Genomic DNA, 26,333 nt, shown 5'->3' on the forward strand with positions numbered 1-26,333 from the left:
TAAGGGGGCAGTGTGTCCGGATAACAGAAATTGACCAATTATTAGGCAATCACGCCCGCAGCTGAGCGGTCATGGCGCTAATCTACCCAGCCTGCGAGACTTGCTGGGTCGCTATGAGAAATCCGGGTTAAGCAGCTCAAAATTTTTCCGGGAAACGATGAAATTCGTAAAGTACATGCCTCGTTCGAGTTTGTGATGGATATTGCCTCCAGCGGCAATCAGCTCGGAAAGAATGGCTGGGTGTTCAAAATACGCTGCCACCCCCATTACATTTCCTGGTTTACCGAGCCGGTGATTCGGATCCATGCCCTGTCTGATGAGCTCACGAACAACGTCAATGTTGCCGTCACGGATCGCATCATAAGCCTTTTCGTTGATCCCCTTCTCGGCCAGTACGCCTGCATGGACAAACTGAAAGACACTCATCAAAACAACAAAAAACAACGCTTTAATTCTCACAAGTGAATAATCCTTTTTCTGAATCCCGCCATTCATGGCGATCTGCGCCTGAATTGATGAAGAATACTGAATTGGAGGCATGATGTCCGGCTTTGCACTTTAACTTGCCTTACCACTTCGACCTGATCAACGCTTACTATTCCTCTCCGAGTACAACCTCATAGGAAGGCGAGGAATACCCGGAGTTCTTGCCTCAATCCAAACAATTTTTCCCTGTATCGCATATGATGGGTGTTGAAGTTGGTTAATCGGCCAACAGCTGACCTGGAGAATACGATGAGCAAGAAACCCGAAAAGGCGACATTGACGACGGCCATGATCGAGGAACAGACGGCTGCTTTTTTAAAGGCCGGTGGGGCTATTGAATACGTCGACAAGGGCAAAAGCGGGCAATACGACGCTCAAGGTTCAAAGCAGGTTAAGCTGAAAGCGCGGTGACCATCGGGACGGATTGCGGCTGACGTTTCCCGCGACTATCCACATCGACTCGCCAACGTTATAAAACGTTGTGGCATGGCGTTCTGTGCCTGTTTTCCGGGGACTCTTGATTTACAAAATGTTTTTGTCCCGGATCTTTATATCAAAGAGATCGCTGGCCCGGATGAGGCCATTCCGCTCTTTGCACTCCTATGCAAAACGTCCGGGTCGGATGCAGTGATTTAAAGCATCAGCGCGCCTACGGGTGGTAATGACTGCCACCTCGGCAGGGCCAAGGTGGCAGGATGCTTCCAGCGACCTCAGCCGCAGGCCTTCTCCAGCGCCTGGGTGACGTCGGCAATAATGTCATCCACGTGTTCAATGCCGATCGACAGTCGCACCAGGTCTTCGCTCACGCCGGCGCTGGCCAACTCCTCGGGGCTAAGTTGGCGGTGGGTGGTGCTGGCCGGGTGGCAGGCCAGGGATTTGGCATCGCCGATGTTGACCAGCCGGTAGATCAGTTGCAGGGCATCGATGAAGCGTGCGCCGGCATCGCGGCCACCCTTGATGCCGAAGCTGAGGATGCCTGAGGCACGTCCGCCGCATATCTTCTGGCAGGTGGCGTGGTAGGGGCTCTTGGTCAGGCCGGCGTAGTTGACCCATTCCACGTTGGGGTGCTGCTCCAGGTATTCCGCCACCTTCTGGGCGTTTTCGCAATGCCGATCCATGCGAAGGGCCAGGGTTTCCAGCCCCTGCATGATCAGGAACGAGTTGAACGGCGACAGCGCGGCGCCGGTGTTGCGCAGCGGTACCACCCGGCAACGGCCGATAAACGCGGCCGGTCCCAGCGCCTCGGTGTAGACGACGCCGTGGTAGGACGGATCCGGCTCGTTGAGCATGGGGAACCGGTCCTTGTGGGCGGCCCAGTCGAACTGGCCGGAATCCACCACCACGCCCGCTACGGTGGTGCCATGACCACCGATGTACTTGGTCAGGGAGTGGACGACAATGTCTGCGCCGTGTTCGAAGGGGCGGCACAGGAATGGCGTCGCGACGGTGTTGTCGACAATCAGGGGGACGCCGTGCTTGTGGGCAATCTCAGCCCAGCGCTGGATATCCACGATGTTGCCTGCCGGATTGCCGATGGATTCGCAGAACAGGGCCCGGGTGTTGTCGTCGATCGCTTTTTCCACCGCGTCGAAATCATCGTGCGGGGCGAATCGGGTCTCGATGCCCTGGTTCGGCAGCGAGTGGGCGAACAGGTTGTAGGTGCCGCCGTAGAGTTGGCTGGTACTGACGATGTTGTTGCCCACTTTGCAGATGGTTTGCAGAGCGTAGGTGATCGCTGCCATCCCGGACGCCACGGCCAGCGCGCCCACACCCCCTTCGAGTTGGGCCAGTCGCTCTTCCAGCACCCCGTTGGTGGGGTTCATGATGCGCGTATAGATGTTGCCCTGGACCTTGAGGTCGAACAGGTCGGCACCATGCTGGGTGTCGTCGAACGTGTAGGAGGTGGTCTGGTAGATCGGGGTGGTGGCCGCGTGAGTGGTCGGATCGCCGCTGAAGCCGGCGTGCAGGGCAAGGGTTTCAGGTTTCATCGTTTCTTCCTTTTTTCTTGGTTTGAGGCATTCCTGATCGTTGGCATGGGGCAGTATGGCACGGTCCCGGGGATGTTCTGAAAGGCTGGATCGTTTCTTTGACCAAGATTCTGATAACACCGGGACGATGGCAGACCGGGGCGCTGAGCCTGGCTCGATAACACGCTTTCCGGTCAGCCGTGCGGCAGGTTTCGCCGTTAAATCGCCCGCCGCAGATAACGCCGATACCGAGGCCGCCAAAAGTTCTTTTCAATGGCCCGGTGAATGGTGTCATCGTCGGAGCGCAAGGCAAAACCCTCTTCCTGTGCCTGCTTGGCCACATCGAAAGCAATCACTCGACTGATGTCCTGAATGCTGGCCAGGCTGGGCAACAGTTGTTCGCCCGTTTGCTGGACGATGGGGGCCTGTTTCGCCAGGGCATTGGCCGCGGCCATCAACATGGCGTCGGTCACCCGGGTGGCGCCGGCGGCAACGACGCCGAGGCCCAGGCCCGGGAAGATATAGGCGTTGTTGCATTGGGCGATGGGGTGGCTGTGGCCGTTCAGCTTCACCGGCTTGAACGGGCTGCCGGTGGCGACCAGCGCTTCGCCATGGGTCCAGGCCAGGATGTCGTCGGGTGTGGCCTCGACCCGGGAGGTGGGGTTGGACAGCGGCATCACCAGGGGCTTGGCACAGTTCGCATGCATCGTCTTGATCACGTCTTCACTGAACAGGCCACGTTGACCGGAGACGCCAATCAGCACGGTGGGCCTGGCTTCCTTCACCACGTCGATCAGGTCTCGCCCGGACCAGTCCCTGATTCGCTCCGGATGCTGGGCCAGGGCGGACTGGAAGTCCTGCAGGCCGGTCATATCGGTGGTCAGCAGTCCGTCACGGTCGACCATGTAGACCCGTTGCCGCGCCTCATGTTCTGACACACCCTCATCGGTCATGGCGACGATGATCTGTTCGGCGATGCCGCAGCCGGCGGATCCGGCGCCCAGGAAGACAACCGTCTGGTCGCTGAGCTTTTCGTCTTTCGTTTTGCACGCGGCCAGCAATGTGGCCAGGCATACGGCAGCGGTACCCTGGATGTCGTCGTTGAAGCAGCAGGCTTCGTCGCGGTACTGCTTCAGCAGGCGCATGGCGTTGGTCTGCGCAAAATCCTCGAACTGCACCAGGGCCTTGGGCCAGCGGCGCTGCACCGCTGTCATGAAGGCGGACACGAAATCGTCGTATTCCTTCTGACCGATGCGCTTGTGACGCCACCCCATGTACATCGGGTCGTCGAGCAGCGCCTGGTTGTTGGTGCCCACATCCAGGACGATGGGCAGCGTGTTGGCCGGGCTGATTCCGCCGCAGGCGGTATACAGCGACAGCTTCCCGATGGGGATGCCCATGCCGCCGATGCCTTGGTCGCCCAGGCCCAGGATGCGTTCACCGTCGGTCACCACGATGACTTTCACGTTGTCCTTGGTGGCGCTGCGCAGGAGGTAATCCATGTGCTCCCGATCGGTGTAGGACACGAACAGGCCGCGGTGATTGCGGTAGATGTTGGAGAACTCTTCGCACGCTTCGCCCACGGTCGGCGTGTAAATGATCGGGAGCATCTCCTCCAGGTGATCTTCCAGCAGATGGAAGAACAGCGTTTCGTTGTCGTCCTGGATCGCGCGCAGGGTGACGTGTCGGTCTAGATTGGTCTGGCATAACTCGTACTGCTTGTAGGCGCGCTCTGCCTGCTCCCCGATGGTTTCGACGTTGTTGGGCAACAGGCCGATCAGGTTGAAATCCAGTCGCTCCTGTTGCGTGAACGCACTGCCTTTGTTCAGCAACGGCATCTCCAGGAGGGAGGGGCCGGCGTAGGGAATGTACAGAGGGCGTTTTTCGTGTTTGCTCACAATCACCTCGTCGATCGATCGGGCTATGAAGAAACCAGACAGTGGCGATCTGGCTCATCGCCAAATCCTGTCTATCAAGCGTAGCTGATGTCGCCCTCAGCCGCTGCTGGAGTCGGCTGCGGGGCTCGCTATAATGGCCTCCCCAAAACCGGCGCGGAGAACCCTATGCCAATCGAAAAGAATCAGGTGGTCCTGTTTCATTACAGCGTCAGTGATGAGCAGGGCAATGTCGTCGAAACCTCCCGAGACGGTGAACCGAACGCCTACCTGCACGGCCACGGCGGCATTATCAAAGGCCTGGAGGAGGCCCTGGAAGGCCGCGACGCCGGCGAGACCTTCAGCGTGACCGTGCCTCCCGAGAAAGGCTATGGCCCGCGCAAGCCGGATGCGGTCCAGCGCGTCCCGATCAAACACCTGCGCGGTGCCAAGCGTTGGAAGCCCGGCATGATTGCCCAGGTGCAAACCGAACAGGGCCCACGCCATGTGGTCATCGCCAAGGTCGGCCACAAGTTTGCCGATGTGGACACGAACCATCCGATGGCCGGCCGAACCCTGACCTTTGATATTGAAGTCATCGAAGTGCGTGATGCTGAGCCGGAAGAGATCTCGCACGGTCATGTGCATGGGCCGGGTGGGCATCACCACTGAGGCGCTCATAAGGGCGTCATGTCCTCGCATGACAAGGGCCGGTAGATGCTTGATGGATCAACCGGCCGCCCTTAGCGAACAGCCAGGGATTGGCACAATGGGCCTGATATCCTCCTGGGGTGGCGTCTTCCGGCAGGGCTGGATACGCTCTGACTGACCCGAACAGAGCGACGGAAATGCCATGACTGAACAGCAAGTTGCGATTCCCCTGCCGTCAGGCCACGCCATGCGCGCCCGCTGGATCCGCCCGGCTTCGGCCAACCCTCACCAGGCTGCCATCATCGCCATTCACGATATCTTCGGCTATACCGACGACATTGAGCGGATCGGCCGACGGCTCGCGGACAATGGTTATCCGGTGCTGGTGCCCGACCTGTATGACCTGCCGGCGAGCAAGCCCTTGTGCGTGGTCAAAACCCTGAAAGCCCATGAGAGCGGCAAAGGCGAAGCCTTTGACCAACTGGAAGCCTGCCGTCGATGGCTGCTGGAACAGCATGAGGAATCCGTCAGTCAGGTGGGTGTCATGGGCTTCTGTATGGGCGGTCGGTTTGCCGTGCTGTACGCCAGCCGGGCGCCGGTGCAGGTGGTGGCGCCGTTTTATGGCGGCATTCCCAGGCAGGCTGAGGCCATTAAAGGGATTTGTCCCGCAGTGGGCGGCTGGGGCAAAACCGATATGATCTACGGCAGTCACGGCGACCGGCTGGCCGGGCATATGGAAGCATTGGGCATCCCGCATGACATCAAGAGCTACGACAACGTCGGCCATTCCTTCATGAACAACCACCAGACGTTCGTGTTTAAAAAGCTGGGCGCCTTGCTGCCATTACGTTCCCGCTATGATGAAGCCGCGGCGGAGGACAGCTGGCAGCGGGTGCTGGCGTTCTTTGAGAAAGTGTTTTCCGGGACGCTGGCGACGTCGTCTGACGCTGTGGCCGGCCATTAAGATGAGTTAGGCTGTTGTGTGGCGGTCGCTGAACGTTGATCGTCCCTGTTATCAGACTCTCAAATAAGATCGAACCGAAACGCGGCAACAGCATGCACATCGGCGTCATCGCAGACACCCACAGCAAAATACGCCCGGAGGCCCTGGACATTTTAGAGGGCTCTGACCTGATCCTTCACGCCGGTGATGTCGGGCGGGATGAGGTTCTGGATGCCCTGGAAGCGCTGGCGCCGGTGGTCGCGATTCGCGGCAACATCGACAAAACAGGCCGCGCTGCCGAGCTGCCCGATGTGCAGGCGTTGGAATGCCTCGGCCACGCCGTCTATATGCTCCACGATGTCAAAACCCTCGATTTCGATCCGCAAGGCCGTTACCGCGTGGTGATCGCCGGCCATTCCCACAAACCCCGAAACGAGTGGATCGACGGCGTGCTCTATTTCAATCCCGGCGGCGCCGGGCCCCGGCGTTTCACGTTGCCGATCACGGTTGGGCGATTGGTAGTGACCGAAGATGGTGTGGTCGGTGAGATCATCGAACTGCCGATTTGAAATGGAATCATCGACCGTGGCCGGTTCGACATCGCTCAGGGCTTCGCCATAATGGGGGTAAACAATCACAGAAAAATGATTCAATGTGTCGGTCGGCATAACCCGGCCGCAGGCAGGGATACCCTCGAACGTCGTATGTTGTGGCATGCGCAGATTTGTCGACAGAAGAGTATGGCTGTGTCCCGAATCGTATCTTTCGTCATCCTGCTCTGGCTTGGCATGATGCCGGCCTGGGGCGGTTCCCGTGTGGCTCTGTTCCTTCCCGACGATACCCCGTTCTGGAATCGCGTGGCGCTGTTTGCCCGGGCGGCCGCGGGTGATCTGAATGTCCAACTGACGGTGTTTGATGCCGATGCCGACCGGCTCAAGCTTCTGCGTCAACTCAAGCAGGTGTCGAGCACGCCGGATCGCTTCGATGCGTGGTTGTTTCCCAATTTTCTCCGGACGGCCGGCCACTTCCTGGTGCAGTGCCAACGCCTGGGAACACCCTGCATATTATTCAACAGTGGTCTGGCTGAAGATCAGCTCGGAGCGCCTCGTCGTCCCAATCCCCAATGGATTGCCCAACTGATTCCCGATGACACCGGCTCCAGCATGGAGATTACCCGGGAGCTGATTCAGCAGGCGCGGCAGAACAACTCTGATCGCCCGATTGCGATCGCCGCGGTCAATGGATACCAGGCGGACGCCCCGGCCATCAAGCGGGAAGAGGGGCTGCGGCAGGTGGCGGAAACGACCGAAGGTGCCAGGCTCAAACAGGTGTTTTACACCGATTGGGGCGCTCAGCAGGCCTATGTCCGCACCGCTGGGTTGCTGCGTCGCTATCCTGCCGTCAACGTGATCTGGTCAGCCAACTACCGCACGACGAACGGCATACTGGAGGCGCTCGATGACGCCGGACGGACGCCGGGTCGCGACGTGTTGGTGAATGGCTACGACATCAATCCCCAGGCTCTGAGCCAGGTGGCTGGCGGCCGGGTGGCGGTCACGGCGGGCGGACACTACGTGGAGGGCGCCTGGGCGGTGATCCTGGCCCACGATTACCTGGCCGGAAAGGATTTCCAGGACCAGGGGCTGGTATTCCACACGCCGCTTCTGATCGTGACGCGCGACAACGTGGAGAACGTCCAGACGGTGTTGGGGCGGATCGAAAAGGAACCGGACAGCCTTTATCGGGTGGATTTCTCCCAATACTCCCGCGCCGAAAACCCGAATCTGAAGGATTATGATTTTTCCCTGCGGGAGGTGCTCAAAGATTACCAGGCGGTGTGGGGGCTGGAACCCGGGGGGGATTGAGAACCGGGACGGATCCAGTGTCGGATCGAGGCGTCCCGATTTTAGCTAGCCGATTGAGCCGGTGTTAATCAACGTCGTATACATCGATGATGGTGTTGGCCAGCTCCAAGTCGTTCTGGTTGTTGAGAGCCAGCTGATTCAGTGCCTTGGTTGTCGTCGCTTTCTCCGACTCGTCGATGTCGAGCAACCCGAGGATAACGTCGACTTTTTCTCCACCCCCGCTGGCCAGTTGATGGCGAAGCTCGCTGCTGAAAGCAATCACGATTTCCTTGATCTGCCTTGGCTTGGACGTTGAGAGACCCGTTGGGGTGTCTGGCGTCAGCGTGACGAAGTACTGATCCGGGGAATATTCATGAATGGCTCCAGAAACTCCATCCGTTGTCGAGCCAAGCAGCCCACCAAACACGATGTTTCCAAAAAACCAGGGATTGGTGGTGGTTGAGAGCTGGGCCGTGTAGGTCTTATAGCCTTCCTTTTCAAACGTGATGGACTGGTTCGAATCCCGGTCGACGTCAACGGTGATCGGTGTCTTGCCCAGAACCCGGCCGGATACGGTGACGACGGCCTCGTCGGGCTCGCTGTTGAAGGTCATTTTCTGGTCGGTACCGGATACGATCGACGCGCAGCCTGAAGACAGGAATACAATAGCGGTTAGTGTCAGCAGCAGCGAATACTTCATGATTCATCCTTGTTCTTGGGGTGCTCGCTTTAAACGTTGTGTCGAGCGAATGAGTAGAAAGAGCGCCAGGCTTGCTCCTGTCGGCGGCGTACTCCGATGGGAAGACGTGCAAGGCGCGCTTTAAGGGAATGCGGTGAGGGTCACTGGCTCAGGGAGATGTCTCCGGGCTGGATTTGAAGTTCGGAGAGCTTCTCCAGTAGGGCGGCGATATTGGCTTTTCCGGATCCTTCGTTGGCCAGCCTCAGACGCTTGATGGCAACAAACGAATCACCGACCGTAGCCGTGTAAGGTGCGACGATGGTCTCGTCCAGGACAACAGCTCCGTTGTTTTCACGGTCTTTAAGAACGTATTTGACGTGGGTGCTGACTTCAAAGTCCAAGCCGAAGACAGGTTGGTCGACTTCGAGTAGATGGGCCTCAAGCTGATAGCGACCGGCCCCAGATAGCAAACCCTGGTTTCTCAAGCTTTGTTGGAGCGCACCCGAGAATGCATCATTGCTGATCTCTGAAGTCCATGCCGGATTCGTTTCCTCACCACCAGAGACGTCGGCCACCTCAACACTGCTCTTCAGGGCAGTGTCGAAATGTTTGGCCGGCCCGTCGTACACCATGTTCCCCATCTTTGCTCCCGAGGCGCAGCCGGAGAGATAGAGTACGGCCGTCATAACCATCAAAATCCTTGTGTTTCGCACAGAGGTTTCCTTTTTCCTGTTTGATTCTTTTTAAAATACCGTTCAAACATGAATTTTTGTTCATGTTGGTGCGCGATGTTAACCGATGCGGACAGCGCGTGCTATTGAGAGAGCCGTGTTAAAAGTAAAGCTTCGTTAAATCGTCGGTGGGGCGGGAATGAGGAAGGAATGCAGAGGTCTGGCAAGGATTTCTTTGAGTTGATGGCATATTGACGGGGACGACACGTTTCCACGTCGGTTAACGTTCTCGTTCCGTACGAGCGCTGTCCGGTTTTTGTGTGGAGTGAATAAACCGCTAGATCAACCCAGACCGAATCATGTCAAACATATCCAGAATCCGGGCCACGTACTGGTCTTTGGGGCGAAAGCTGTTCTGGGTGCTGAGTGACACGTCTCTTTCCAGGTGATCTAACAGCTTGTTCAGGCGCCGGCGATGCAAACCCGTCGCTGCCTGAACAGGATCGGAAATTACACCGGATAACGCCGCAATTGCCGCCAGGGCAGCCATGATCGCGACCATGACTCCGGCTGTCGTCGTCAACGAGGGTTCCGGTGGAAACCAGCTGTAATACCACCCGCCGATCGTTTCACCCAATATGAAGTCCCTTGCCGCCATGAACTTGGCCAGCATGGAGGCGAGCACCACACCGAGTCCGATCCCGCCCGGGGTAAATTTCTGGAACGCAAACGCGCCCAAAACCGTGCAGGAAATGCTGTTGGTGATGTCGGCGGACGCCGTGCGGGTGATTCGGTACTGGCTGAGAGCATCGGCAAGCAACGGCTCGATCAGCGTGGTGAAACGTTGGCGATCAACCGGCTCACTGGCGTGGCGCGAATAGACGGTTTCCAGGGCGTCGACCAGATAATCTTCCAGCAGCAAGCCGGTCCGACCGTCGTTCAACAGATCCGTCAGGATCAGGTCCGAGATGTGCTGTTGCACCTGGGTAGTAAAACCGGCGGGGACATGATCGGCCAAGCGATACAGCCACGTCGGTCCGGCGCGATGTCGAACTAGGATCTTGACGAGGCACGCCAGGGCGTAAACCGGCGCCCAAAGCAGATTGAAGGGCGCGCGCAGCATGTCCCATCCCAGCGCCTTCCGATTGGTCTCGATAGCACCGGGGTAATGGAAGTGGCGGTCAATAAAGGCGGGGATCCGCGTCCGGCAGCCCTCGAAGTAGCGTGCAATGCCAAGCTGGATGGCCTGCTCGATCTCGCTTTCGGAGACAGTCGACTGGGAGGATGTGGCTTGGGGCATAGAATCAGGCGTATCAGCAGGTCAGGGTGTAGCTGGGGTATTAGACCGCAATGGGGTGTTTCAGGACAATTTTCCTGGGCATTGATCGTGACAGGCGCCAGTAAGCCAAAATGGTAACGTGCCGCGATACAGGCTTGCCCGCCAAAGTTGCTACACTGATGTCAGGTGCGCCGGGAGTCTTGCGTGCACATGGATCGAAGAGAGTTTTGAGTGAGGCAAGCCTGGAGCACATTCATGTGGCGCTGTTCGGCGTTGTTACTGGCGGGGGCCGGGTTCCTGGCTGCGCCGGTGGGCGTGGAGGCGCAACCCGTACCGATGGAATCACGGACGGTCACGGTAGTGACGGGCGACTGGCCTCCCTACGTGACCCAGTCGGGATCCCCGCACGGCCCAATGGCGGAAGTGATCGATCGCGTCTTCAACGACGCCGGCTATCAGGTCAAGTACGTCTTCCAGCCCTGGAAACGCAGCAAGGATCAGGTCCTTGAAGGCGATGCCGATGTCCTCATGCCGGCATACTGCTCGCCGGATCGGGCGGATGTCTATCTCTGCAGTGACACGGTCATTACTGGCAAACAGGTTCTGTTCCATCGCGTCGATACGCCCCTGGATTGGGCGTCTGTGGACGACCTGCGTGGCTATGTCATTGGCGGCACGCTCGGCTATTACTATGGCAAGGCTTTTGAAACGGCGGAAAAGCAGGGCAAGCTGCAGATCATGCGCATTGCCAGCGATGCCACCAACATGCGCCTGCTGATGAAAGGGCGTATCCAGGCATACCCCCAGGATAAGGCCGTTGGATTTGCGATGCTTCACGAGCTCTATCCGCCGGAGCGATGGGCCGAAATCACCTGCAATGAAAAGCCGCTGCACAAGCAGTCGCTGCATCTGCTGTTTACCCGGGCAACGCCCCGGGGCGCCAAGTTACAGAAGGTCTTCAATAAGGGCCTGCTGCGTTTGCGACACACTGGTGAGCTATCGCAGATCATGAACAACCTGACCCGGCGCAATGAAATTATGCCCGTGGGGACCAGCCAGCAAGGGGCGAGGCCGGAGGCCCCGTCTTCCGGCACCACCCTGAAAAAAGCGGGACGACCCCCTCAGCTGGCGCCAAAGGAATAAAAGGCGCCAGTATCGCAGGCATCAGCCCCGCCGCGCCGCCTCAATCGCTGCTATGTCAATCTTTCCCATCTGCATCATGGCCTCGAACGCCCGCTTGGCGGCAGCGCGATCCGGGTCCGTGACGGCTTCTGTCAGCGCCATTGGTGTGATCTGCCAGGAGAGCCCCCATTTGTCCTTGCACCAACCACAAGCGCTCGCCTGGCCGCCGTTGCCCACGATGGCGTTCCAGTAGCGGTCGGTTTCCTCCTGATCGGCGGTGGCCACCTGGAATGAAAAAGCTTCGCTGTGCCTGAACGCAGCACCGCCATTGAGTCCGAGGCAGGGAATGCCCATCACCGTGAATTCGACGGTCAGCACGTTGCCTTCTGCGCCTGCCGGATAGTCACCCGGGGCGAGGTGTACGGCATCAACCGATGAATCGGGAAATGTCTCCGCATAGAAGCGGGCGGCCTCTTCGGCGTCGCCGTTGTACCAGAGGCAGATTGTATTCCTGGCGTGATTCATGATGTCAGTCTCCTGTGATGGGGCTGGGTTTTACAGGTTGTCGAGCGGTGACGCCGAGGATCGACAGGGCCGAGAACATTTATTGACCTTATGTATAAGATCGCGCGCGTATTCGGAATCTCCAGGTTGGGCCACACGGACGGGGATGGCTCAGGACGACGGGGCTAGTCCTGATGCGTCATCTGTATTGGCTGTTTGCGGCGCCGCTTGTAGGCCAGCCAGTTTTCCGCCGTGACCATCAACGCCTGTTTGCCGCGATAGGGGTATATCTCGGTGGCGATTTGGGCCAATGGGCTGTCGGTGCTTCGAGCGTAGAAAATCAGGCAGGCTTCAGGATGCTCCGCAGCCCACGTGTCGAGTGTGGGTTCCCGGATTTCCAGGAGTGGCTTTTCCAGCCGTCCGGCGAACTGGTACTGGTCGTGGTATTTGTCCACATTGACGACGATGACGCCCTGGTCCTGGAGCGCCTTGATCCGCTGGGCAAGAGGCTGGACGTCCTGTAGCCGGAAGATGGTCACAAAATTCATCAGCAGGCCCAGAAACAGAGCACCCGATGTGATGGCGATCCAGGCCATCCGTGGTCCGGCGTCCGGTCGGGCACGCAGCAGGACGAAACCGATGGCCAGGGGGAGCAGGGCGCCCACGCGCGGGGTGCTAGAGCAGACTTCCTCATTGCCACTCAGTTCGCACCATTCCGGCGTGAACAGCAGAACCAGGCCGGCCATAATCGCAACAATCCCCAGAAATACCAGGCTCGCGCGGGTGATGGGGCGGTCTGCGTACCGTGCTGCGAGCCAGAGCGCAATGGCCGGCAGGGTCGGGATCAGGTAATGCACCTGCTTGCCACTGATCAGGGAAAAGGCGATCAGGGAAACGCCAAACCAGGCCACGCAGAAACGCTCTCCCTGAACCCGCCAGGGACGCCCGCGCCAGGCTTTCTCCCAGATCAGGATGCCCCAGGGGAAAAGCAGGACCGGCAGCAGCATCAGGTACCAATACCAGGGGTGCGCATGGGCAAACGACTCAGTGATTCGACTTGCCGTCTGCTTCCAGATCAGTTCATGGGAGAAGGCCGGGCCGCCCCGAAGGATGGCCGGATAAACCCAGGCCAGCATGATGGCGGCTCCAATGGCGACGGCCAGAGCCAGGCCGGCGTACCAGCGACCCAGTGGAAGCCGGTTCTCCGAGCGCCACCACCAGGGCATCAGCAACAGAACGGGTAATGCACTCAGCAGGATCACCGGGCCCTTGGTCAACAACCCCCCACCCAGCATGACACCGCAGACTGCAAACCAGGCGATCCGCCCCGACAGGGATGCCCTGATACCCGCCGCGATGGCGGCCAAGGCAAACACGCCCAACAACACGTCGAACATGAGCGTCGTGCTGTACACCAGCCAACACAGGAAGCTGGCCAGTATTAAAGGCGCATAGTCCCTGATAAGCGGACGCTCCGGCCACAGGTTGGTGGCCAGGTTCGAGACCAGTGGCAGCGAAACCAGCGCACACCCGAGAGAAATCAGGCGCGGTGCATAGGCGTTGACACCCAGCACGGCCCACTCCGCGTGGATCAGCCAGAACAGCAGCGGGGGCTTGTGCGTGTAAGGATCGCCATTGAGGGTGGGCAGGATAAAGTCGCCTTTCTGCCACATTTCCCACGCGACAGACAGGTAACGCGTTTCATCGACGGGAAGGAGTGGGCGTAGCCAGAGGCTGGCCATACTGGCGGACAGTAACAGACCGATCGCGACCCAATGGGACCGGCGATTCCCAAACATCGGGATGTCCTCCCTGAAGCCAAGAATCTCTTTCAGCGTAGCGCAGTTGGCGGGCAGTGGGGATCTGGATTGAGATGAATTGGCCGCTTCAAGGGCCTGGATCAAAAAAAGGGCAGTTAAAAGTGTCGGTCGGCGGGTATTCAGGACGGGTCAAGAGCAACAAAAAAGGCAGCCGAAGCTGCCTTTTCCAGAGCGGGTGGTGGCTAATCAGAGAGCAACCACGTTTTCCGCTTGCGGGCCTTTCTGGCCCTGGGTCACGGTGAACTCAACCGCTTGGCCTTCGGCCAGGGTCTTGAAACCGCCGCCCTGAATGGCGCTGTAGTGAACGAAAACGTCCGGGCCGTCTTCGCGGGTGATGAAGCCAAAGCCTTTGGTTTCGTTGAAGAACTTAACGGTACCGTTAGTGGTCGACATAATAATCAATCCTGAATGCAAAAATTTAGAGTGCCTTCGGCGCATCGACAGGATGCCCGATCGGCGTTGTGCGGAAACTAAAAACGCGCGGAATCAAAAACAGGACGGTGCACGACTCACTACGACAATGTAACGTCTTATTCTGAAATGCTTTGCTCTATCGTTTCTACCCGACGCACTCTACGCCGATGTGCCGATAATTGCCAATGTTATTTAATAGGCATTATCCGTGAGCGCCCCGGCGATGCCAGGCGCTCATCGGCAAGCCTGTCGAAGCGTGAATCTCCTGATCGCGGAGTTGCGGTTCAAGATCGTCACGGCAGCGCGATGGGTTATCCGGCCAGAGCCGCCCGGACCTTCTTGCTCAGGTGGCCCATTTCCACGCGTCCCAGCACTTGCGGGCGCAGTTCGTTCATCACCTTGCCCATGTCGGCCATGCCCTGGGCATCGGTTGTGCTGATGGCCTGACGGATGAGGCCGTCCAGCTCGTCCTCGGTGAGTGCGGCGGGCATGAACTCCTCGATGATGACCATTTCCGCCCGCTCCTTGTCGGCCAGTTCCGGGCGGCCGGCGTCGTCGTACTGACTGGCCGCATCGCGGCGCTGCTTCAACATCTTGTCCAGCACCTTCAGCACTTCGTCATCGCCCAGATCGCGGCGTTCGTCAATCTCGATCTGTTTGACCGCAGCCTGGGCCATACGCAGGGTCGTCAGTCGATCCTTATCCTTGCTACGCATCGCGTCCTTGACGGCGCTGGCTAACTGCTCTTTGAGTGATGGGGCAGCCATAACGCATCTCCTGTATGGGGTGTTGGGGTTGCTACCTTAGCGCAAAATGGCCCGGTTGGGGCGAGTGCGGTATCGAAAATCGGGAGGGCGCGAGGTACGGCCCCGGGTTCGACAGTCCGGATCTCCTGTTCGATACTGAATCAGCGCGTACATGACATCCGGCCATCGTCGGGAGGAGGGTAATCCGCATGTCAGCACAGGAATCGCTGGTGAGCCGAGTGACCGAAGAAGGAATCACGACGCTCACCCTGAACCACCCGCAGCGTCGCAACAGTTTGTCGATGGCCATGCTTGAAGCCCTGTCGGTCGAACTGGACGCCATTGCGGGTGACGCGTCGACCCGAGTCGTCATCCTGGCCGCACAGGGGCCGACGTTTTGCGCTGGGCATGACCTGGGCGAAATCCGGGAGCAATTTGATAACCCGGATTTCCAGCTGGCCCTGTTCAACCAGTGCAGCAAAGTCATGCAGCAGATCGTGTCGTTACCGAAGCCGGTCATTGCCCGGGTGGTGGGTGTGGCGACGGCCGCGGGCTGCCAGTTGGTGGCCAGCTGTGATCTGGCGGTGGCCGCTGATACCGCGCGCTTTGCGACGCCCGGCGTCAACATCGGGCTGTTCTGTTCCACCCCGATGGTGGCGTTGTCCCGGAACGTGTCCCGCAAGCACGCCATGGAGATGCTGCTCACGGGGGAAATGATCAGCGCCGCGCGGGCCGAGGACATCGGCCTGGTGAACCGGGCGGTGGACGAGCAGGTCCTGGACGACACGGTGCACAAAATGGCTCGGACGATTGCCGACAAATCCGGCCACACGCTGAAAATCGGAAAGGAAGCGTTCTACCGGCAGCTGGAAATGCCGTTGGCCGAGGCCTATGCATACACCGCCACCGTGATGGCAGACAACATGCAGGCCCACGACGCCCAGGAGGGCATCTGTGCGTTTCTGGATAAGCGCAAGCCGGACTGGAAAGATCACTGATTCTTCCCCCGGCGGCTGCCGGTTTGAAGCATCCGGCGGCCTGAAAGGCGGCTGCCAGTGACACAGGAACGTCATTAAAAGGTCAACTAAGGGCCATCATTCGGTCATGTGAGTGTTCCAGAGTGGAGGCGTTTTTTCTGCGCCCCCTTGGAGAATGTCATGACCGGATGGATCCGATTTCGCCCGCTGTTTGCTCTCGCTCTCACCCTCATCTCCGCCAGTGTCCTGGCGACGCCCTACACCTGGAATTACCCGGCTCCCCTCAAAACGCCAGCGGTTGGTAACAGCAACGGCAAAGTGGTGATGTTTGACGTGTCCCACGGCGGCACCGAAGGCAACGCCGACTGGGTCATCAACGGTGGCTTCTCCGACTTTGCCGATGCCCTGGTGGCGGAGGGTTACACGGTGCAGGAGTATCGTGGTGTCGACAAGAATGGCGACGGCGTGATCCAGTTTGTGGATGACTACACGGCACCGGGCAACGCCGCCACCAGCGCCAACGAGGCGGTCATCACGGCCGCCGGTATCAGTGCGGCGGACGTACTGGTGCTGGCCGAGAGCAATCGCCCGTTTACCCAGGCCGAGCAGTCGGCGCTGGCGGATTTTGTGGCCAGCGGAAAAGGCGTGTTTTTTATCGCCGACCACTACAACGCCGACCGCAACCTCAACACCTGGGACAGTACGGAAGTCTTCAACGGCTATAACCGCGCGACCCTGAGCCAGTTCAATATCGGCGGCGCCTATGGCGACCTGCGCAATCCGGGACAGGCCGGCGCCGGCTGGCTGGCCCAGACTTTCGGTCTGCGTTTCCGCTTCAACGCCATCGACTGGCTCTCCGGCGTCAGCGGCATCGTTGGCAGCGGTCAGGGGGAGGGGATTACCCAGGGCGTTGATCCGATCCTGATGGCAGGTGGCGCCACGCTGGCGATCACCGATCCGTCCCGGGCCAAGGGGCTGGTTTATTTCTCCGATGCAGACAGCCCGGCCCGCTGGAGCCATGCGGTGGATTCCGGTGTTTATTTTGGCGGCCGGGATGAAGGACCTTATGTGGCCATTTCCAAAGCTGGCGCCGGTAAGGCGGCTTTCATCGGGGATTCCAGTCCCATCGAGGACGACTCGCCGCTCTATCTGCGACAGGACTCCGGTTCCACCAAGTCCACCTATCCCGGCTGGACCGACGCCGGTAATGCCGCCGTCCTCGCCGTCAATCTGGTGAACTGGCTGGCCCAGCCGGAAAGCTACACCCACTTCGACAGCAGTGCCCATCCGGCCGGTGACGCCACACCCAACCCCATGGCCAGCGAGGAGCAGAGCGATCCGGACGGCGGCCAGCCCTGGAGCACGCCTTCCGGCGGCTATAACCCATGGGATGCCGCTACCTTCGCCGACGGTGCCTACGGGGCGGCCAATCCGGCCGGGGGCGGTAGCACCACGCCGGGCGGCGACGCCATCAGCGTCAGTGCCGCGCTGGCCCAGCCCAATGGCACGGACGTGACCGTCACCGGCACCATCACTCAGGCGATCAACGGAGAGTATGCACTGGAGATCGCCGATCCGCAGGTCGCGTCCGCCACCCTCTACGTCAAGCTGGACAGCCAGTACCGGGACACCTTCAGTCCCCAGAACGATCCGTCGCTGGTGGGCCAGACCCTGCAGGTCTCCGGAAAGCGGGACGACTATATGTCCGAGCCCAGCGTGGAATACGTCACGGACATGCAGCTGGTGAGCAGCGGTGGTGGTTCGACCGCCGACTGCGGATCCGCCGATGCGGTGTCGGTCAGTACCGCCTACGCCAGCTCAATCGGCACGCCCCTGACTGTGATCGGCACCGTGGTGCAGGGCATCAACGACCCTTACGCCCTGGAACTGGCTGACCTGGACGGTTCCACATCGATCTACGTCAAGCTGGAAGCCGACCAACGCGCCTACTACAGCCCGGCCAATAACCCCGGAGTGATCGGTCAGGTGCTGGAAGTGGACGGCCAGCGCGACGAGTACATGAGCACGCCCAGCGTGGAATCGGTCACCCAACTGACGTTGCCCAGCGGGTGCCCTTGAGCGCCGATCGTGAGCAGGCCTCTCTCAACCCTGAAACCAGCATAAGAAGGAACTTGAATGCGTCACTTTGTCCGAATCCTGCCCCTCTGCGTGATGGCCGGCGCCGCTTTGCTGAGCGGGTGCAATTCCGATGATGACAGTACGGCCAGCGAGGCCACCGTCGACCTGCGGTTGATGGAGACGACGGATATCCATTCCAACGTGATGGACTACAACTACTACAGCGACGTGCCGGATCCCCAGATCGGTCTGGTCCGCACGGCCAGCCTGATCCGTCAGGCCAGGGCCGAGCTGAGCGAGCCCGGCAACTATGTGCTCGTGGATAACGGCGACCTGATCCAGGGGAGCCCGATGGGCGACTGGCGTCAGGCCGCGGGGCTGGCGCCGGGCGAAGTGCATCCGGTCTACAAGGCGATGAACCTGCTGGACTACACCGTCGCCAACTACGGCAACCACGAGTTCAACTACGGTCTCGACTACCTGGCCGAGAGCGTCAACGACGCCGACTTCCCCTACATCAGCGCCAATATCTTCAAGGACGATGGCGATGACAATCCGGATAACGACGAGCCGTATTTCAGCCCCTACAAGCTGGTCGATAAGACAGTTCAGGATCGCGAGGGCAACGTGCATGAGCTGACGATCGGCTTTATCGGCTTTGTGCCGCCCCAGATCATGCAGTGGGACAAGTCCAACCTGCAGGGTCACGTCATCACCAAGGACATCAAGGCCATGGCGGAGCGCTATGTCCCGCAGATGAAGGCCGAAGGCGCCGACGTGGTGGTGGCGATTGCCCATTCCGGCATCAGCACCAAGCCCTATGATCCCGCCGCCAAGACCGAGAACAGCAGCTGGTACCTGGCGGACGTGCCGGGCATCGATGTGATCATGATGGGTCACAGCCACCTGGTGTTCCCGTCCGACACCTTTGCGGACACCCCGGACGTGGATGTCGACAAGGGCACCATCAAGGGCGTGCCCGCGGTCATGCCGGGTTATTGGGGCGACCATCTGGGCGTCATCGACCTGACCCTGGATTACAGCGCGGCCGACGATGCCTGGACGATCACCGACAGTCAGGTGGCGGCACGTCCGGTGATGGTGGATGGCCAATCGGTGGTGGAAGCGGACAGCACGATCACCGCCGCGGTCGCGAGTGACCATCAGGCGACTCTGGATTACATGAGCACGCCAATCGGTTCCTCGACGGACGATATGTTCAGCTTCCTGGCGCTGGTGAAGGACGATCCCTCGATCCAGATCGTGAGCGACGCCCAGAAGGCCTATGTGGAGGATCTGATTCAGGGGGACGTCAACCTGCAGGACTTGCCGGTACTGTCGGCGGCGGCACCTTTCAAGGCCTGTGACCGCAACGGCGATTGTAGCGACGAAGGCAGCTTTACCACCGTGCCCGCGGGCGAGCTGACCCTGCGCAACGCGGCGGACCTGTACCTTTACCCCAACACCCTGGTGGCGGTGAAGGTCACCGGTGACGAGTTGAGGGGCTGGCTGGAATGTTCGGCCTCCCAGTTCTACCAGATTGACACCGGCAGCAGCGCCCCCCAGGAACTGGTCAATTACACCGGCTTTCCCACGTACAACTTCGACGTGATCGACGGCGTGACCTACGAGATCGACGTGACCCAACCACCCCGGGACGACCGGGACTGCAACGTCATCAACGACGGCGCCCATCGCATCCAGAACCTGCAATACCAGGGGGCGGCGGTAACGTCGGATCAGGAATTCATTGTCGCCACCAACAACTACCGTGCCAACGGCGGGGTCTTCCCCGGCACGGGCAGCGACCACATCGTCATCAATTCGCCCGATGCCAACCGCACCATCCTGGCGGACTACATCCGCAACAACAGTCCGGTGACGCCGACGGCCGACGGCAACTGGTCGTTCGCCACGATTAGTAGCGGAACGTCAGTCAAGCCGATCTTCCGGGTGCCCAATACCAACCGGGCCCTCAACTTTGTGGCGGATAAGGCCCCGAACGCGACTTTCCTGGAGGTTAACGCCAACGACGAGCGCGTCTACGAACTGAACCTGCAGTGATCGGGCCATGACGCGACTCTGACGTTACCCGGAAATCCCGGTTGTGTGGACGCCGGGGTTTCCGCCCGTCAGGCATCGGCAGGAACATTCGCCCGAACCGCCGCGCTGATCGGCATCGAACCGGCATTGAGCTCCAGAATCTGCCGGCTGATCCGGGATTCGTGGATCAGCTCTGCAAGCGTGCGGGCCACGTCTTTGCGGGCAACCTGGTCGTGATGCTCCGCCGGACCGAGGGAGACGGTGCCTGAGCCCGGGTCATCGGTCAGCATGGACGGTCGCAGGATCACCCAGTCCAGATCGCTCCGGCTGAGTATCACATCCGCACTTTTCTTGATGGCGAAGTAGTACTCCACGTCGTCGCCCAGTGCCCGTTCCCGCCAGGATTCAGGTAGCACAGATACCGAAAGGAAGCGGTCGACGCCGGCAATGCGGGCCGCGTCGATGGCCTTCTCGATGCCGTCGCCGTCAATCGCCTTCGTGGCTTCCCGGCTGCCACCGTTCGAACCCGCGCTGAAGACAATCGCGTCCATATTGTCGAAGGCTGCTGCGAGTTCGTTCACCGTCATAATCGACAGGTCGCGCACGGTGGTGCTCAATCCTTCTTTTTCCAGTTCGGCCTGCTGCTCCCGCTGGCGGACCAGCCCATAGACGCCATCTCCCCGTTCTTGCAGCTGACGCGAAAGCAGGCGGCCGACGCCGCCATTGATACCGATGATAAAGACGTTCACTTGGATGCCTCCTGTTCCGTTTGCGATGGGTGCTGACGATGGCGGCCCGGACGAAGTGAGCTGCGCTGGCCCCTGCCTGGCCTTGCCGGGCCGCCAATGCGTCACGCTGCGGCCGGAATGCGGGCGATGACCTTGATCTCGAAATCAAAGCCGGCCAGCCAGTTCACGCCGACCGCCGTCCAATTGGTGTAGGGCGGTTCGCCGAACACTCGCTGCCGGACGGTGTCGATGGCGTTCCATTGTGCTTCCGGGTCGGTGTGGAACGTGGTGACGTCGACGATGTCGTCGAAGGTGCATCCGGCGGCCTTGAGAACGGCTGCCAGATTGTCGAAGGCGAGTTGAACCTGCTTTTCGAAGTCGGGCTCGGGCGAGCCGTCCTCATGGCTGCCGACCTGGCCGGAGACAAACAGCAGATCGCCCGAACGAATGGCTGCGGAGTATCGGTTGATGTCGTAGAGGGCCTGTCGCCCTGCGGGAAAGATGGCGTCGCGTTGAGTCATGGCTTCAGTTCCGATCAAAGAGGATGGTTTGAAAGGCCGGCCGGCGGATAACCAGAGACCTTTCGGGCTTTCACTGCCTCGATATCGTCATTAATATACGAGGCGTATGTCAGTATAATCTTACATACGCGGCGTATGTCAATTAGCATACGAAGCGTATGCGATCGCAACAGGAGCACGAATGGCTGCAAGAAAACGCGCACAGATGGTCGAGGAAACCCGGGCCAAACTGATTCAGGCTGCCCGCAAGGCGTTCGCAGCGAAGGGTTACGCGGCATCCTCCATGGATGACCTGACCGCCGCAGCCGGCCTCACGCGGGGCGCGCTCTACCACAACTTCGGCGACAAGAAGGGATTGCTGCAGGCGGTGATCGATCAGATGGACGCGGAGATGCTGGTGCGCATGCGCGCAGCACGTGAAAAGGCGGACGGCGCCTGGCTGGGCTTCATGGAGGAAAGCATCGCTTATATGGAGATGGCCCTGGAGCCGGAGATCCAGCGCATCATGCTGCTGGACGGGCCGGCGGTGCTGGGTGACCCGTCGCAATGGCCAAACCAGAACGCCTGCCTACGCACCACCATGGAAACGATTCAGGCGCTCATCGAAGAAGGCACGGTACGACCGGTGGATGCCGAAGCCGCGGCCCGCCTGCTCAACGGCGCCGCTCTCAATGCCGCGCTGTGGATTGCCGCGGCCGATGATTCACGAGCCGTGTTTGAAAAGGTCGTGGATGCTTTCCGCTCCCTTGCGGAGGGGTTGCTGCGCAAACCCTCGCACGCTGGCGATTGAGTCCGAGTGCCCCTTGACCCACGCTCAATCACGCATAGGGTTAATAAAGGCATCCCTATTTGATTTCTATGTATCGACTCACAGGACAAGCGAAAGGAGAACGCGATGGGCAATAAGATTCCGGTGGATTCGCCGCTGGTCATCCTCCACGGCGACGAGATGGCCCAGGTGGCTTTCGAGGCACTCCTGAAAACGTTCGTGACGTCGAGGCTGGACATCAAGCTCAAGGAAATCGACCTCTCCGCCGAGAATCGGCTGGCCACCAACGGCCGGGCGGTGACCGAAGCCATCGAGGCGATCAAGGAATACGGCGTTGGCATCAAGAACGCGGGGATTACCGTCAACCGCAGCCAGCTGGAAGACCTCCTCAAGAAATACCCGGACGTTGACGGCGACGCCCTGGATCCGCTGGCGACCAAGTCGCCCAACGGCGCGATCCGCAAGGGCATCGGCGGCAACATCACCCGGGAGGACATCCAGTTCCGCAATCTCCGTGTGCGTCGTCCTGAATGGATCGATCGTGATATCGAAGTGATGACCATGGACAACGGCGGCATCAAGGACAGTTTCAACGAACTTGCCCGCGCCACCGGCATCATCAAGCTGATGTTCGTGGGCAGCAGCGGCGACCCGGAGGAACTGCATCGCCGGGAGATCAACAAGGGCGACCCGCTGTTGCTGGCGACCAACGATATGGCCGATATCCGGGACTGGGCCCGCCAGTTTTTCCAGCATGCGATTGACGACAAGCGGGACATTTACCTGGGTCTCAAAGACACGGTGATCCCCGGCTATGACGGGGCCATGCGTTCTGCGATCGAGGATGTCTACAAGAACGAGTATCAAGACAAGGTGGAGGCCATCGGTCTGGAGTTCCACTACGAGCTGATCGACGCCCAGGCGGCGCGGATCGTCTCCAATCCGCCGGAACGCGCCCTGTGGGGCGTGCCGGACAATACCACGGGGCGCAAGCTGTTCAAGTTGGTGAATCAGCTCAAACGCTACGGCATTCCGGACCGTCACGTTCACGTGTCGATTTCGCGCATGAGTGCCGGCGGCGGTGACCAGTACGGCAGCTTCAACGCGCCGGCCCGGGAAGACGGCATCGTCAAGGTGGTGGTGGACGGTGACGAGCGGCACGCCCGGCACGTCAGGAAAGGCGATCCCATGCTGCTGATGTCCAATGACCGCGAAGCCATCAAGGACTGGGTCAGCCAGGTGTTCCGCGATGCCTCGCGCAAGGATAAGGAGGTCTACTTCGGCCTGAAGCGGGAATACATGGAGTACGACGAAGTCTTCAGCGAGGTCATCACCGAGGTCCGCCGGGAGCTGGCCAAAGAGGACACGCCGCCGCCGTCCTTCATGATCATGCGACCGTCCCGCCAGTTGATCAAGATGATCACCGACCCGCCCCGGAACGCGCTCTATCCGTCACAGAACCTGGACGGAGACATCTTCTCGGATATCTCCGCCGCCCTGGGCGGCAGTCTGGCCACGGCCAGCTCGATCATCGAAAGCAAGGACGGCGCGATGCTGTTCGAAGCGCCGCACGGCACCGCCCATGACCTGTACATCAAGTATCAGGAGAGCGGTGGCAAGGAGGCCCATTTCAACCCGTCGGCCTTGATCTACGCGCTGGGCAACGCCCTGGAAACCCTCGGCGAACGGGACGGCAACCGGGAACTGGCCGATTACGCCGGCCGGCTCAAGCAGGCCTTGAAGGACACCGTGGCCGATGGCGTCATCACCGCTGATTTGAAAGGTAAGATCACCAACCCGGAATCGGAAAAGGTGGTGGATCTGTATGGGTTCATTGAGGCGCTGCAGGAGCGGCTTTAACGTGAACTGAGGGAACGTTAAACGTTCCTCGATTGCCAGACAGGCGAGTGTCGAATGGCCGCCCGCTGATTCGACTAGACCGTGCCTCTCAGCAAAAAGGCACTCGTAAATTCAATCAGGAGAACCACCATGTCTGGCAATACCATCCGTTTACACCGCGTTCTGCGCGGCAGTCCTGACCGCGTCTATCGTGCCTTTATCGATCCGGATGCCCTGGTGAAGTGGATTCCGCCCCACGGGTTTTCGGGCCACATCGACGCGATGGATGCGCGCGAAGGCGGTGGCTATCACATGTCATTCACCAACTTCACGACCGGGACGAAGCATTCGTTCGGCGTGCGTTTCCTGGAACTCAAACCGGGGGAACTGATCCGTCATACCGATCAATTCGATGATCCCAACCTGCCAGGGGAAATGCAGGTCACCATTCAACTGAAGCCGGTCTTGTGCGGCACTGAACTGACCATCGTGCAGGAGGGTGTTCCCGAGGCCATACCGGTGGAGTTCTGTTACCAGGGATGGCAGGAATCACTGCATCTGCTGGCGTTGCTGGTTGACCCCGAAATACCCGACCAGGGCTGATCGGGCGTTTTGAAAACGAGGGTAGGACAGGGAGAAGGGGCTCGGCGGATGCCGGCGCCCCCATGATGGATCACCCCTCTTTCTGGGCGGCCAGACTGCTCCGGATCAACGGCTTGATACTGGACCCCTGCACGATGATGGAGAAGATCACCACGATGTAGGTGATCAGCAGCAGCAGGGTGTGCAGGTCAACGCCGTTGAAGAAGATTTTCCCCGCCGGTATGGACGCCGCCATCGCCAGCGCCAGGCCACCGCGCAACCCGCCCCAGGTGAGGATCAGCACGGAATGCTTGTCGTAGCTCCGGAACCGCCGAAACGCCAGGTACGGCAGACTGATGCTGATGAAACGGGCCAGCAGCACGGTCGGAATGGCCAGTAGGCCCAGGACAATCTGCTGCCAGGTTACCGGCAGCGTCACCACCAACAGGCCGATCAGCAGGAACAGGAAGGCATTGAGAACGCCATCCACCGCGTGCCAGAAGTTGCGGATGTTGCGAATGCTGCTCAGGCGGGCCATCGATGCGGCTTTGGCGCGCGTGACGTTACCGACGAAGATCCCCGCCACCACCATCGCCAGGGCGCCGGAAACCCCCATCATGTTCGCCAGGGCAAACCCGGCCGTCGGGATGCAGAAGGTCAGCAGCAGGCGGATGTTGCCATCCTGGCTCTTGATCAGCAGGAAGTGACCCACGATGGCCAGCAACATACCAAACGCGATGCCGCCCAGGGCGTCCGTCAGGAACAGATCCGCGACGTTGCCAAATGTGGGTTCCGCCGTAGTGAAGGCCACCGCAAAAATGGTGGTGAAAACCACCAGGCCGACGCCGTCATTGAACAGGGATTCCCCTTCGACCTGAATGGAAATGGACGGCGGCGCTTTCATCTGCTTGATGATGGCCAGTACGGCGATCGGGTCGGTCGGGCTGATCAGGGCGCCGAAAAGCAGGCAGTAGACCAGCGGGACGTCCCAGCCCATCATGTCCATGATCCAGGAGATGAAGTAGCCCACCAGGAACGTCGACGCCAAGGTGCCAAACAGGACCAGGATCGTGATTTCCCAGCGATGCCGGCGCATGCTGCGCAGGTCGATTTCCAGCGCCCCGGCAAACAGCAATGGCCCCAGCATCCCGTCCAGCAGCAGCGATTTGAAATCAATGGTGCCGAGCATTCTGGACACCGCCACGGCGGTCTGATTGCCAAGGACTTTAACCGCCAGGATCAGCAGCAGCGAAATGACCACTGCCCCGGAGGTAATGGCGATGGTCGTCTGCATGTTCAGGAAGAACTGATTGGCGAAGGCGACCAGCACCGCGGTCGCGGAAAGGAAACACAGCAGATACCACGTATCCATTGATTCTCCCGGATAAGACATCGGTTTATTGTGGGACGGTTCCGTCCGGTTATTCGCGTGATCCACAACTCGATATGAACAGGCTGGCAGGGCGGGACAAGGCGACCGCATGATCAGGCCGCTCTGGCGTGTGCCAACGTCTGGTTCAATAACGTGCAGAACGCCGGGTCACCAGCGAGACAAGGGCGTGCTCGCTAACGCAATAGGGCCCGGCAGCCGCCATGATAGCGAATATCGTGTTGTTTGCGTTCGTCAATCATGACCTGGCTGAACATTTCGATCCGAAAAAAGGTAAGGGTAGATTCAACCGGTCAGTGCAACATAATGCACGCTGGTAACTATCGGGGCTTTCAGAATGCCGCAGCAAGTATCAAAGACCAGAGGGCTGACCTACCAGCAGAAGCAGGAGCTATGGGCTCGATG

The 26,333-nt window shown here is 59.8% G+C and carries 25 protein-coding genes; 12 read left to right on the forward strand and 13 right to left on the reverse strand.

The window, feature by feature from the left end; translation table 11 throughout:
• Positions 1-111: 111 nt before the first annotated feature.
• On the reverse strand, positions 112-540 hold the full coding sequence (locus EB809_RS20105) for an ankyrin repeat domain-containing protein (RefSeq protein WP_123636643.1): 429 nt from the start codon (positions 538-540) through the stop codon (positions 112-114).
• A gap of 195 nt (positions 541-735) precedes the next feature.
• Between EB809_RS20105 and EB809_RS21015 the strand changes: the two genes are divergently transcribed.
• Positions 736-897 carry a hypothetical protein gene (locus EB809_RS21015; RefSeq protein WP_190294984.1) on the forward strand — a complete coding sequence of 54 codons (162 nt, stop codon included), beginning with the start codon at positions 736-738 and terminating at the stop codon, positions 895-897.
• A 299-nt stretch (positions 898-1,196) separates the two neighbouring features.
• Here EB809_RS21015 and EB809_RS20110 read toward each other — a convergent pair whose 3' ends face one another.
• Together EB809_RS20110 and EB809_RS20115 are read right to left on the reverse strand one after the other, a co-directional pair.
• Positions 1,197-2,474 carry a bifunctional O-acetylhomoserine aminocarboxypropyltransferase/cysteine synthase gene (locus EB809_RS20110; protein ID WP_123636644.1) on the reverse strand — a complete coding sequence of 426 codons (1,278 nt, stop codon included), beginning with the start codon at positions 2,472-2,474 and terminating at the stop codon, positions 1,197-1,199.
• A gap of 197 nt (positions 2,475-2,671) precedes the next feature.
• On the reverse strand, positions 2,672-4,357 hold the full coding sequence (locus EB809_RS20115; protein WP_223808057.1) for an NAD-dependent malic enzyme: 1,686 nt from the start codon (positions 4,355-4,357) through the stop codon (positions 2,672-2,674).
• A 159-nt stretch (positions 4,358-4,516) separates the two neighbouring features.
• On the opposite strand from EB809_RS20115, the gene EB809_RS20120 reads away from it, so the two are divergent.
• The 4 genes from EB809_RS20120 to EB809_RS20135 all read left to right on the forward strand — a co-directional run bounded on the left by EB809_RS20120 (position 4,517) and on the right by EB809_RS20135 (position 7,786).
• The gene (locus EB809_RS20120) at positions 4,517-4,999 is read left to right on the forward strand and encodes a peptidylprolyl isomerase (RefSeq protein WP_123636646.1); all 483 of its coding nucleotides are present in this window, start codon (positions 4,517-4,519) and stop codon (positions 4,997-4,999) included.
• A 181-nt stretch (positions 5,000-5,180) separates the two neighbouring features.
• Positions 5,181-5,942 carry a dienelactone hydrolase family protein gene (locus EB809_RS20125; RefSeq protein ID WP_123636647.1) on the forward strand — a complete coding sequence of 254 codons (762 nt, stop codon included), beginning with the start codon at positions 5,181-5,183 and terminating at the stop codon, positions 5,940-5,942.
• A gap of 92 nt (positions 5,943-6,034) precedes the next feature.
• Entirely contained in the window at positions 6,035-6,490 is a 456-nt protein-coding gene (locus EB809_RS20130; protein ID WP_123636648.1) for a metallophosphoesterase family protein, read from the forward strand.
• A 177-nt stretch (positions 6,491-6,667) separates the two neighbouring features.
• Positions 6,668-7,786 carry an ABC transporter substrate-binding protein gene (locus EB809_RS20135; protein ID WP_190294985.1) on the forward strand — a complete coding sequence of 373 codons (1,119 nt, stop codon included), beginning with the start codon at positions 6,668-6,670 and terminating at the stop codon, positions 7,784-7,786.
• 64 nt (positions 7,787-7,850) lie between these two features.
• On the opposite strand, the gene EB809_RS20140 is transcribed toward EB809_RS20135, so the two are convergent.
• The 3 genes from EB809_RS20140 to EB809_RS20150 form a co-directional block, all read right to left on the reverse strand.
• Positions 7,851-8,465, reverse strand: a complete 615-nt coding sequence (locus tag EB809_RS20140; RefSeq protein ID WP_123636650.1) for a PEGA domain-containing protein — start codon at positions 8,463-8,465, stop codon at positions 7,851-7,853.
• A gap of 140 nt (positions 8,466-8,605) precedes the next feature.
• The gene (locus EB809_RS20145) at positions 8,606-9,130 is read right to left on the reverse strand and encodes a hypothetical protein (protein WP_223808058.1); all 525 of its coding nucleotides are present in this window, start codon (positions 9,128-9,130) and stop codon (positions 8,606-8,608) included.
• 322 nt (positions 9,131-9,452) lie between these two features.
• The gene (locus EB809_RS20150; protein WP_123636652.1) at positions 9,453-10,415 is read right to left on the reverse strand and encodes a DUF6635 family protein; all 963 of its coding nucleotides are present in this window, start codon (positions 10,413-10,415) and stop codon (positions 9,453-9,455) included.
• Positions 10,416-10,649: 234 nt separating this feature from the next.
• Between EB809_RS20150 and EB809_RS20155 the strand changes: the two genes are divergently transcribed.
• Positions 10,650-11,537, forward strand: coding sequence for a substrate-binding periplasmic protein (locus tag EB809_RS20155; RefSeq protein WP_123636653.1), 888 nt, complete (start codon positions 10,650-10,652; stop codon positions 11,535-11,537).
• Between the two features lie 21 nt (positions 11,538-11,558).
• Here the strand turns inward: EB809_RS20155 and EB809_RS20160 are convergent, their stop codons facing one another.
• The 4 genes from EB809_RS20160 to EB809_RS20175 all read right to left on the reverse strand — a co-directional run bounded on the left by EB809_RS20160 (position 11,559) and on the right by EB809_RS20175 (position 15,021).
• Positions 11,559-12,041 carry a VOC family protein gene (locus EB809_RS20160; protein WP_223808060.1) on the reverse strand — a complete coding sequence of 161 codons (483 nt, stop codon included), beginning with the start codon at positions 12,039-12,041 and terminating at the stop codon, positions 11,559-11,561.
• Between the two features lie 164 nt (positions 12,042-12,205).
• Positions 12,206-13,819, reverse strand: coding sequence for an ArnT family glycosyltransferase (locus EB809_RS20165; protein ID WP_123636655.1), 1,614 nt, complete (start codon positions 13,817-13,819; stop codon positions 12,206-12,208).
• A gap of 207 nt (positions 13,820-14,026) precedes the next feature.
• Positions 14,027-14,233, reverse strand: a complete 207-nt coding sequence (locus EB809_RS20170) for a cold-shock protein (protein WP_123636656.1) — start codon at positions 14,231-14,233, stop codon at positions 14,027-14,029.
• Positions 14,234-14,565: 332 nt separating this feature from the next.
• Positions 14,566-15,021, reverse strand: a complete 456-nt coding sequence (locus EB809_RS20175; protein WP_123636657.1) for a GatB/YqeY domain-containing protein — start codon at positions 15,019-15,021, stop codon at positions 14,566-14,568.
• A gap of 188 nt (positions 15,022-15,209) precedes the next feature.
• On the opposite strand from EB809_RS20175, the gene EB809_RS20180 reads away from it, so the two are divergent.
• From EB809_RS20180 to EB809_RS20190, 3 genes are all read left to right on the forward strand, one after another.
• Positions 15,210-15,998 (forward strand): enoyl-CoA hydratase, encoded by a 789-nt coding sequence (locus EB809_RS20180; RefSeq protein ID WP_123636658.1) that lies wholly within the window; start codon positions 15,210-15,212, stop codon positions 15,996-15,998.
• A gap of 159 nt (positions 15,999-16,157) precedes the next feature.
• Positions 16,158-18,056 carry a hypothetical protein gene (locus EB809_RS20185; protein WP_123636659.1) on the forward strand — a complete coding sequence of 633 codons (1,899 nt, stop codon included), beginning with the start codon at positions 16,158-16,160 and terminating at the stop codon, positions 18,054-18,056.
• A gap of 57 nt (positions 18,057-18,113) precedes the next feature.
• Positions 18,114-20,120, forward strand: coding sequence for a bifunctional 2',3'-cyclic-nucleotide 2'-phosphodiesterase/3'-nucleotidase (locus EB809_RS20190; RefSeq protein ID WP_123636660.1), 2,007 nt, complete (start codon positions 18,114-18,116; stop codon positions 20,118-20,120).
• Between the two features lie 68 nt (positions 20,121-20,188).
• Here EB809_RS20190 and EB809_RS20195 read toward each other — a convergent pair whose 3' ends face one another.
• A complete protein-coding gene (locus tag EB809_RS20195; RefSeq protein ID WP_123636661.1) occupies positions 20,189-20,848 on the reverse strand; it encodes an NAD(P)-binding oxidoreductase in 660 nt (219 codons plus the stop codon).
• Positions 20,849-20,949: 101 nt separating this feature from the next.
• Positions 20,950-21,348 (reverse strand): RidA family protein, encoded by a 399-nt coding sequence (locus tag EB809_RS20200; RefSeq protein WP_123636662.1) that lies wholly within the window; start codon positions 21,346-21,348, stop codon positions 20,950-20,952.
• Positions 21,349-21,529: 181 nt separating this feature from the next.
• Between EB809_RS20200 and EB809_RS20205 the strand changes: the two genes are divergently transcribed.
• The 3 genes from EB809_RS20205 (at position 21,530) to EB809_RS20215 (ending at position 24,559) form a co-directional block, all read left to right on the forward strand.
• Positions 21,530-22,138: a TetR/AcrR family transcriptional regulator gene (locus EB809_RS20205; RefSeq protein ID WP_123636663.1), complete on the forward strand. Its 609-nt coding sequence runs from the start codon at positions 21,530-21,532 to the stop codon at positions 22,136-22,138.
• Positions 22,139-22,243: 105 nt separating this feature from the next.
• Positions 22,244-23,977, forward strand: a complete 1,734-nt coding sequence (locus tag EB809_RS20210) for an isocitrate/isopropylmalate family dehydrogenase (RefSeq protein ID WP_123636664.1) — start codon at positions 22,244-22,246, stop codon at positions 23,975-23,977.
• 129 nt (positions 23,978-24,106) lie between these two features.
• Positions 24,107-24,559, forward strand: a complete 453-nt coding sequence (locus EB809_RS20215) for an SRPBCC family protein (protein ID WP_123636665.1) — start codon at positions 24,107-24,109, stop codon at positions 24,557-24,559.
• A gap of 70 nt (positions 24,560-24,629) precedes the next feature.
• Here EB809_RS20215 and EB809_RS20220 read toward each other — a convergent pair whose 3' ends face one another.
• Complete coding sequence (locus EB809_RS20220) at positions 24,630-25,910, reverse strand: cation:proton antiporter (protein WP_123636666.1); 1,281 nt, start codon at positions 25,908-25,910, stop codon at positions 24,630-24,632.
• Between the last annotated feature and the right edge of the window lie 423 nt (positions 25,911-26,333).

Source organism: Marinobacter sp. R17, assembly GCF_003789045.1.
In the GTDB taxonomy this organism is placed as follows: domain Bacteria; phylum Pseudomonadota; class Gammaproteobacteria; order Pseudomonadales; family Oleiphilaceae; genus Marinobacter_A; species Marinobacter_A mangrovi.

Bases quoted from the DNA above. Each gene is read 5' to 3' on its own strand.
- EB809_RS20105 (WP_123636643.1), bottom strand. From the start codon at position 540: ATGCCTCCAATTCAGTATTCTTCATCAATTCAGGCGCAGATCGCCATG.
- EB809_RS20125 (WP_123636647.1), top strand. From the start codon at position 5,181: ATGACTGAACAGCAAGTTGCGATTCCCCTGCCGTCAGGCCACGCCATG.
- EB809_RS20190 (WP_123636660.1), top strand. From the start codon at position 18,114: ATGCGTCACTTTGTCCGAATCCTGCCCCTCTGCGTGATGGCCGGCGCC.
- EB809_RS20215 (WP_123636665.1), top strand. From the start codon at position 24,107: ATGTCTGGCAATACCATCCGTTTACACCGCGTTCTGCGCGGCAGTCCT.
- EB809_RS20210 (WP_123636664.1), top strand. From the start codon at position 22,244: ATGGGCAATAAGATTCCGGTGGATTCGCCGCTGGTCATCCTCCACGGC.
- EB809_RS20145 (WP_223808058.1), bottom strand. From the start codon at position 9,130: ATGACGGCCGTACTCTATCTCTCCGGCTGCGCCTCGGGAGCAAAGATG.
- EB809_RS20160 (WP_223808060.1), bottom strand. From the start codon at position 12,041: ATGAATCACGCCAGGAATACAATCTGCCTCTGGTACAACGGCGACGCC.
- EB809_RS20185 (WP_123636659.1), top strand. From the start codon at position 16,158: ATGACCGGATGGATCCGATTTCGCCCGCTGTTTGCTCTCGCTCTCACC.
- EB809_RS20130 (WP_123636648.1), top strand. From the start codon at position 6,035: ATGCACATCGGCGTCATCGCAGACACCCACAGCAAAATACGCCCGGAG.
- EB809_RS20170 (WP_123636656.1), bottom strand. From the start codon at position 14,233: ATGTCGACCACTAACGGTACCGTTAAGTTCTTCAACGAAACCAAAGGC.
- EB809_RS20120 (WP_123636646.1), top strand. From the start codon at position 4,517: ATGCCAATCGAAAAGAATCAGGTGGTCCTGTTTCATTACAGCGTCAGT.
- EB809_RS21015 (WP_190294984.1), top strand. From the start codon at position 736: ATGAGCAAGAAACCCGAAAAGGCGACATTGACGACGGCCATGATCGAG.
- EB809_RS20150 (WP_123636652.1), bottom strand. From the start codon at position 10,415: ATGCCCCAAGCCACATCCTCCCAGTCGACTGTCTCCGAAAGCGAGATC.
- EB809_RS20155 (WP_123636653.1), top strand. From the start codon at position 10,650: ATGTGGCGCTGTTCGGCGTTGTTACTGGCGGGGGCCGGGTTCCTGGCT.
- EB809_RS20110 (WP_123636644.1), bottom strand. From the start codon at position 2,474: ATGAAACCTGAAACCCTTGCCCTGCACGCCGGCTTCAGCGGCGATCCG.
- EB809_RS20180 (WP_123636658.1), top strand. From the start codon at position 15,210: ATGTCAGCACAGGAATCGCTGGTGAGCCGAGTGACCGAAGAAGGAATC.
- EB809_RS20220 (WP_123636666.1), bottom strand. From the start codon at position 25,910: ATGGATACGTGGTATCTGCTGTGTTTCCTTTCCGCGACCGCGGTGCTG.
- EB809_RS20165 (WP_123636655.1), bottom strand. From the start codon at position 13,819: ATGTTTGGGAATCGCCGGTCCCATTGGGTCGCGATCGGTCTGTTACTG.
- EB809_RS20175 (WP_123636657.1), bottom strand. From the start codon at position 15,021: ATGGCTGCCCCATCACTCAAAGAGCAGTTAGCCAGCGCCGTCAAGGAC.
- EB809_RS20205 (WP_123636663.1), top strand. From the start codon at position 21,530: ATGGCTGCAAGAAAACGCGCACAGATGGTCGAGGAAACCCGGGCCAAA.
- EB809_RS20200 (WP_123636662.1), bottom strand. From the start codon at position 21,348: ATGACTCAACGCGACGCCATCTTTCCCGCAGGGCGACAGGCCCTCTAC.
- EB809_RS20140 (WP_123636650.1), bottom strand. From the start codon at position 8,465: ATGAAGTATTCGCTGCTGCTGACACTAACCGCTATTGTATTCCTGTCT.